The sequence below is a fragment of the Amycolatopsis rhizosphaerae genome (assembly GCF_007713715.1).
Taxonomy (GTDB): Bacteria; Actinomycetota; Actinomycetes; order Mycobacteriales; family Pseudonocardiaceae; genus Amycolatopsis_E; species Amycolatopsis_E rhizosphaerae.
In genome coordinates, this window is record NZ_VJWX01000405.1 from 1 (window position 1) to 6,488 (window position 6,488).

A 6,488-nucleotide genomic window follows, 5' to 3' on the forward strand; every position below is an offset into this window, starting at 1 on the left:
GCGCAGGGCGGTGCAGATCGGCTCGACCGGGCGGCCCAGCTCGGCGAGCCGTTGCCGGTACCGGCGCCGCTCCCCCAGCTTCAGCACCACCCGCAGCCCCGCGGACGCGGCGAGGGCGGCCAGCACGGCACAGTCCGGCGCCACCCGGACCGCGGGCTCACCGCCGCGGATCGCCCGGCCGACCCGCTCCCCGAGCGAGCGGACCGATGCCTGGTCACGCACGGTTACTTTCGAGTAGGGGATCAGGCCGAGCGCGCGCCGCGGTTCCAGTCCGATCAAGCCGGCCTCGGCCAGCTGGTCGCGCACGGAACGGATGGCCTGCCGTCGGCCCGGCCCCAGCCGGCGCCGCCACGAGCGCGGCGGCGCGCCGGTGATCCGCCCCCACAGTTCGCTCAGCACCGGATCGGCGCCGGTGAAGGGCTTCACGGGCCACGCCTTGCCCGACTCGTCGGCCAGATGCCCCCGCAGGACGAGGTCGGCCAACGCGGCCGCGCGCAGCAGGTAGCCGAGTTCGGCGCGCGCGGTGAAGCGGTCCCGCCGCGCGTCGTAGGTCAGCAGGAACATCTTCGCGGGCAACGACAACGACGACAACGACGAGGACGACGAGGACGACGACGAGAACCGCTCAGCCATCGCTTTCCCTGCCTGTACGGTCTGCCCGGTTTGCCTGGTCCGCACTGTCTTCTCCGTCTTCGGTTTTCCGGGGCCTGCCGGGCGGGCGCATCCGCCCGACGTCGCGGGGCAGCCGCCCGGCCTCGGCCAGCGCCCGGCGCAGCAGGAACTCGATCTGCGCGTTGGTGCTGCGCAGTTCGTCCCCCGCCCACCGGGCCAGCGCGTCGTGCACGGCCGGGTCGAGCCGCAGGAGGATCTTCTTCCGCTCGGTGGCCACGGGTCAGGCGTAGAGCGTTCCGGTGTTCACCACGGGCTGGGTGTCCCGGTCGCCGACGAGCACCACGAGCAGGTTGCTGACCATCGCCGCCTTCCGCTCCTCGTCCAGGTCGACCACCTCGTGCTCGGCCAGCCGGTCGAGCGCCATCTCGACCATCCCGACGGCCCCTTCGACGATCCGCTGGCGCGCGGCGACCACCGCACCCGCCTGCTGGCGCCGCAGCATGGCCTGCGCGATCTCCGGGGCGTAGGCCAGGTGCGTGATCCGCGATTCGATCACCTTCACCCCGGCCGAAGCCACCCGCGCGCCGATCTCCTCGCTCAGCTTCTCGGTGATCTCCTCGGCGTTGTCCCGCAGCGAAAGCTTGCCCGGCTCCTGGGTGTCGTACGGGTAGGCGTTGGCGATGTGCCGGACCGCCGTTTCGGTCTGGATGGCCACGAACGCGACGAAGTTGTCCACTTCGAACAGTGCCTGCGCGGTGTCCTCGACCTGCCAGACCACCACGGCGGCCATTTCGATCGGGTTGCCGTCGGCGTCGTTGACCTTGGCGACGCCGGTTTCGTGGTTGCGGATGCGGGTGGACACGCGGCGCCGCACGGCGAACGGGTTGACCCACTGCAGGCCGTCCTTGCGCAGCGTGCCGGTGTAGCGGCCGAGCAACTGCACCACGCGCGCCTCGCCGGGCGCGACCGCGGTGAGGCCCGGCATGATCGCCACCCCGATGAGCAGCATGGCCAGCCCGGCGCCGCCGAGCCAGCCGGAGCCACGAGCCGCGGCGGCCACGATCAGCCCGACGCCGGCGAGGATCAGCACCAGCCCGGCGAAGAACATGAGGAACCCGGGCGCGGCGTGGACGACGCGTTCCCGGGTCCGCGGTTCCGGCATCGCAACGACGGTTTCGGTCATCGATGGTCCTTTCTCGGACATTCTGCTTGCCCCCGACGAGTTCAAGGTAGCATAGTGATATCACATTTTTTCACCACTGAGGGGAGCACGGCATGCCCGATCGGCTGCTGGAGATCGACGGGATCTCCAAGCGGTACGGCGAGCTCATCGCCTTGCAGGACATGACCTTTGACGTCCGGGCCGGGGAGCTGTTCGGCTTCGTGGGCAGCAACGGCGCCGGGAAGACCACCACGATGCGGATCGTGCTGGGGGTACTGGCCGCCGACGCGGGCACGGTGCGCTGGGACGGCGCGCCCGTCACGCTCGGCACGCGGCGGCTGATCGGCTACATGCCCGAAGAGCGCGGGCTGTACCCGAAGATGAAGGTGGGCGAGCAGCTGGCCTATTTGGCGCGCCTACACGGCATGACGGCCGCCGCGGCCCGGCGTTCGGCCGAGACGTGGACCGAACGGCTCGGCATCGCCGGACGCCGCGACGACGAGGTCCAGAAACTCAGCCTGGGCAACCAGCAGCGGGTCCAGCTCGCCGCCGCCCTCGTCCACGATCCTCGGATACTCGTGCTGGACGAGCCGTTCTCCGGCCTCGACCCGGTCGCGGTGGACGTGATGAGCGAGGTCCTTCGGGAGAAGGCCGCCGAAGGCGTGCCGGTGGTGTTCTCCAGCCACCAGCTGGATCTGGTCGAGCGGCTGTGCGACCGCGTCGGCATCGTCCGCGCCGGGCGGATGATCGCCCGCGGTTCGGTGGACGAGCTGCGCGCGGGCGGGGCGGTCCGGCTCGTCGTGGACGCGCCGTCGGCACCCGACGGCTGGACCGCGGGGGTGCCCGGGGTGCGGGTGCTGGCCCGCAACGGCTCGCGCACCGAACTGGAACTGGACGAGGGCGCCGACGACCAGGCCGTCCTCAAGACCGCGCTGGCCACCGGGCCGGTGCACGAGTTCGCCCGCCGCCTGCCGTCGCTGACGGAGCTGTTCCGGACCGCGGTGCACGAAGGCCCGAAGGCCCCCGAGAGCGCAGGAGGCGCACGATGAGCACCGATTTCGGTCACTGGCAAGGAATCAGCCTGGTCGCGGACCGGGAGATCCGCACCAGGCTGCGCTCGAAGGCCTACGTCATCAGCACGCTGGTGCTGGTGCTCCTCCTCGTGGCCTTCACCGTGATCATGAAACTGCTGGCGGGCAGCATGTCCACCACGACCGTCGGCTTCACCGCCCCGAACGCCGCACTCGCCGCACCGCTGCAGGCCGGGGCGAAGGCCGTCGGGCTCACCGTGGAGACCCGGCAGGTGGGCGGCGAAACCGAGGGCCGGGACCAGGTGCGCGCGGGCAAGCTCGACGCACTGCTCACCGGGGACGGCACCGGCGTGCACGTGGTGGTGGACGAGAAACTCGACCAGAACCTGCGCACCGCGCTCACCGTGCTGGCCGGGCAGCTGGCGCTCGACCGGCAGATCACCGCGCTGGGCGGGGACCCGGCGAAGGTCACCGCGGCCATGGCGGCCGCCGGGGTGGACGTGCAGGCGCTGAGCAAACCCCGGGAATACGACGGCCAGCAGCTCACGCTGGGCCTGGTGGCCGGGGTGCTGATCTACCTGTCCCTGCTGATGAACGGGCAGATGGTGGCCCAGGGCGTGGTCGAGGAGAAGACCAGCCGCGTCGTGGAGCTGCTGCTGGCCACCGTCCGCCCGTGGCAGCTGCTGGCGGGCAAGGTCCTCGGCATCGGCGCCGTCGGCCTGCTGCAGATGGTGGTGATCGGGGTGATCGGCATCGTCGCGGCCCTGGCCACGGGGGTGCTCACGATCTCGGTGACCGCCGCGGCGGGCACGGTGCTCTGGCTGGTCGTGTGGTACCTGCTCGGGTTCTTGATGTACTCGATCGTCTTCGCCGGGCTGGGTGCGCTGGTTTCGCGCCAGGAGGACGTGGGCGGCGTGGTCACCCCGGCGCTGATGTTCGTCATCGTCGGGTACGTCCTCGGTATCTCGATCCTGCCCGCGGACCCGGGCAGCAGCCTGATCGAGGTGCTGTCGCTGATCCCGGTGTTCGCCCCCACCCTGATGCCGATGCGCCTGGCCATGGGCGGCGTGCCCGGCTGGGAGGCCGCCCTGTCGGTGCTACTGGTCGCCCTGCTCATCCCGGTGCTGATCTGGCTGTCCGGCCGTGTCTACCGCAACGCGGTCCTGCGCACCGGTGCCAGGGTGAAGCTCCGCGAAGCCCTGTCCGCCGCCTAGGGGCGTCCCTGGTGCGGTGTCTCAGAAGGGGGTGCCGCACCAGGGCGCGGTCGCGGTGGCGAAAAGGGCGTCGGCTTCGGGCAGGGCCGCGGGGTCGCGCACCTCGATCCGGTTCAGGGCGGCCAGCCGGCTCGGCGCCCGGTCCCCGAGGTAGATCATCGCCAGGGTGTCCACCCCGAGGGCCAGCCCGGCCGGCTCCTCGGTGCGGGTCGCCCCCTCCGGCGCGACCCGGTAGCGGCCGCTGTTGGCGGGCAGCAGCGGATCGGTCACCTCGAGCACCACCGGCGCGGCCGGGCGGTAGGTGCGGGCGGCCAGCGCCACGGGCACGTCCACCAGCCGCAGCCAGGTGCTGTCCTCCAGGCCGAGGACCTCGCAGGCGCGAGGATCGGTGAGCATCAGCCCGATGGGGTCGTCGAGCGGGCGGTCCGGCGCGCGGACCTCGCCGACCAGGTCGACCCGGCACAGGAACCGCCACAGCCCGGCCAGAGCCCCGGTGTTCGCGGCGTGCAGGTCGCGCACCACCAGTGCGGCACCGGCCTCCGGCTGCTCGAAACTCCGCCGGTCCTGCGGGTGGTAGAGCACGAAACCGTCGTCGCCGTCCGGTCCGGTGTGGACCGCCACGAAGTTCTCGCCGACGAGGCCGTCCCGCGCCCAGTTCCACCACACCGGCGGGCGGGTCATCATGCCGGGACTGTTCGGCGCGATGCGCTCGTAAAGCTCCGGAATCAGCTTCTTCGCGGCGTCGGTGCCGACGAGCCGCACCCGGCCGCCGGAGGGTGCGTCGTCCCGGAAACGGGCCCGTCCCTTGAGGATCCGCAGCGTCTTGCCGCGGGTGGCGACGGCATAGCCGAACCGGCCGTAGATCGTGGTTTCGCTCGCGTGCAGATGCGCCAGCACCTCCCCGCGGGCGGCGCAGTCGGCCAGCTGCTCGGCCATCAACGCGGTGAGCACGCCGCGCCGGGTGCTATCGGCCCGGACCCCGACCCCGTCCACCGCCGCCGACGGCAGGGTGGTTCCGCCGGGCACGGCGAGCTCGGTGGCGATCGAGCTGGTCACACCGATCACCGTCCCGCCTTCGAAGGCACCGAACTTGCGCTCGGCGGGGAAGCCCTCGGCACGCTTGGCCCACCGCTCGTCGGTCGACACCGGGCCGTGCAGGGACTGGCTGAGGACGTCGAAGGCAGGCCGCTGTTCCCCTTCGGCCAGCGGGCGCACCGCGAATTCGGTCATGGCACCCGATACTGCCGTGCCCGCCCCGGCCGCCCAACCGGTTTTTCCGCCGGGGGGCTTCAGGGTTGCGGGGCCGAAACGGCGTAGGTCCCGTCCGCGTCCCGCACCGTCAGCGTGACGGTCCTGCGCGAGCCGTTCACCTCGACCGCACAGGCGAACGAGATCCCGGCCTGCACCACCTGTCCCGAGGGGCAGCGCACCGTGCCGACCCCGGTGAGCCCGTAGGACTGGGTCAGCAGGTGGCGGACCCCGGCCTGCACCGCGTCCGCGTCGAAGACGCGGACCGGCGGCGCGACGGCGTCGGAGGAGCCGGAGGAGCCGGGCGGGAACCCCGGCGTGTGCCCGCCGCTCCCGCATCCGGTGAGCAACAGCGCGCCGGAAGCGAGCGCGACGCAGGTGCGGGCCCGCGGTAGCACCGCCTCACCCCCGGCAGTCCGTCCGATGTGGTCAGAAGTGTGTACCACACCAGGCCGGGGTTTCCGTGGCGAACAAGCGATCCGCCCGCGTGAGCGCGCTCTCGTCCGCGGCGCGGACGCGGCCCGCGGTGGCCAGCGCCGAGGCCCGCCAGGCGCCGAGGTAGAGCATGGCCAGTGCGTCCACGTCCAGTCGCAGCTCGGCGGGGCGGTCGGTGCGCTCCACTCCGCCCGGCGAGATCCGGTAGCGGCCGGAGTTGTCCTCCAGCACCGGGTCGGCGACCTCGATCACCACCGGCTCGCCCTCGTAGGTGCGGGCCGCGAGCGCCGAGGGCACGTCAACGAGGCGGAGCCAGAGCCCGTCGCCGCCCTCGGTCCGCGCGCACCGGCGCGGGTCGGTGAACAGCAGCGGCGCGAACTCGTCGAGGGGCCGTCCCGGCAGCTTGATCGTGTCGACCAGATCGACCCCCAGCAGGTACCGCCACAGGCCGCCGCAGGCCGCGTCACCCGCGGTCACCAGCTCCACCACCTCCAAAGTGGACGGCTGGTTCCAGTGCTTGCGGTCCACCTGGTAGATCACATACCCGTCCGGGCCGGACGGTCCATGGTGGACGACCGTGACCACGGGGGCGTCGTCGGCCCAGCGCTGCTGCAGTTCGGCCAGCGGCCACCAGTGGGGCGGCCGGGTCATCATCCCCGGCCGTGACGGCGCGATCGCCGCGTACACGCCGGGCATCCGCTGCGCGAACGCGTCCGGCCCCACCAGCTCGATCTCGCCCCCGGCCGGTACTTCCGCCCGCAGTACCGCGCGGCGCCGGTCCACTTC

General features: G+C 72.3%; 8 protein-coding genes. 2 read left to right on the forward strand and 6 right to left on the reverse strand.

All coding sequences use genetic code 11. The features are described from left to right. The 3 genes from FNH05_RS28830 to FNH05_RS28840 all read right to left on the reverse strand — a co-directional run. Positions 1 to 633: GPP34 family phosphoprotein (locus FNH05_RS28830; protein WP_144591999.1), on the reverse strand; the 633-nt coding region annotated here is incomplete at its 3' end. Then, positions 626 to 889: a type II toxin-antitoxin system antitoxin gene (locus tag FNH05_RS28835; protein ID WP_144592000.1), complete on the reverse strand. Its 264-nt coding sequence runs from the start codon at positions 887 to 889 to the stop codon at positions 626 to 628. The genes FNH05_RS28835 and FNH05_RS28830, both read right to left, overlap by 8 nt. Before the next feature lie 3 nt (positions 890 to 892). After that, positions 893 to 1,795 carry an SPFH domain-containing protein gene (locus tag FNH05_RS28840; protein ID WP_144592001.1) on the reverse strand — a complete coding sequence of 301 codons (903 nt, stop codon included), beginning with the start codon at positions 1,793 to 1,795 and terminating at the stop codon, positions 893 to 895. Positions 1,796 to 1,887: 92 nt separating this feature from the next. On the opposite strand from FNH05_RS28840, the gene FNH05_RS28845 reads away from it, so the two are divergent. Then, positions 1,888 to 2,823: an ABC transporter ATP-binding protein gene (locus FNH05_RS28845; RefSeq protein ID WP_144592002.1), complete on the forward strand. Its 936-nt coding sequence runs from the start codon at positions 1,888 to 1,890 to the stop codon at positions 2,821 to 2,823. After that, complete coding sequence (locus FNH05_RS28850; RefSeq protein WP_144592003.1) at positions 2,820 to 4,019, forward strand: ABC transporter permease; 1,200 nt, start codon at positions 2,820 to 2,822, stop codon at positions 4,017 to 4,019. Before FNH05_RS28845 ends, FNH05_RS28850 begins: the two co-directional genes overlap by 4 nt. A gap of 21 nt (positions 4,020 to 4,040) precedes the next feature. Here FNH05_RS28850 and FNH05_RS28855 read toward each other — a convergent pair whose 3' ends face one another. The 3 genes from FNH05_RS28855 to FNH05_RS28865 form a co-directional block, all read right to left on the reverse strand. After that, positions 4,041 to 5,249, reverse strand: a complete 1,209-nt coding sequence (locus FNH05_RS28855; protein ID WP_144592004.1) for a GNAT family N-acetyltransferase — start codon at positions 5,247 to 5,249, stop codon at positions 4,041 to 4,043. 59 nt (positions 5,250 to 5,308) lie between these two features. After that, positions 5,309 to 5,665 (reverse strand): DUF4333 domain-containing protein, encoded by a 357-nt coding sequence (locus tag FNH05_RS28860; protein WP_186382790.1) that lies wholly within the window; start codon positions 5,663 to 5,665, stop codon positions 5,309 to 5,311. A gap of 31 nt (positions 5,666 to 5,696) precedes the next feature. Continuing rightward, positions 5,697 to 6,488, reverse strand: a 792-nt coding sequence (locus tag FNH05_RS28865; RefSeq protein WP_144592005.1) for a sterol carrier protein domain-containing protein, incomplete at its 5' end; no start/stop codon positions are given.

Bases quoted from the DNA above. Each gene is read 5' to 3' on its own strand.
- FNH05_RS28840 (WP_144592001.1), bottom strand. From the start codon at position 1,795: ATGACCGAAACCGTCGTTGCGATGCCGGAACCGCGGACCCGGGAACGC.
- FNH05_RS28845 (WP_144592002.1), top strand. From the start codon at position 1,888: ATGCCCGATCGGCTGCTGGAGATCGACGGGATCTCCAAGCGGTACGGC.
- FNH05_RS28850 (WP_144592003.1), top strand. From the start codon at position 2,820: ATGAGCACCGATTTCGGTCACTGGCAAGGAATCAGCCTGGTCGCGGAC.
- FNH05_RS28855 (WP_144592004.1), bottom strand. From the start codon at position 5,249: ATGACCGAATTCGCGGTGCGCCCGCTGGCCGAAGGGGAACAGCGGCCT.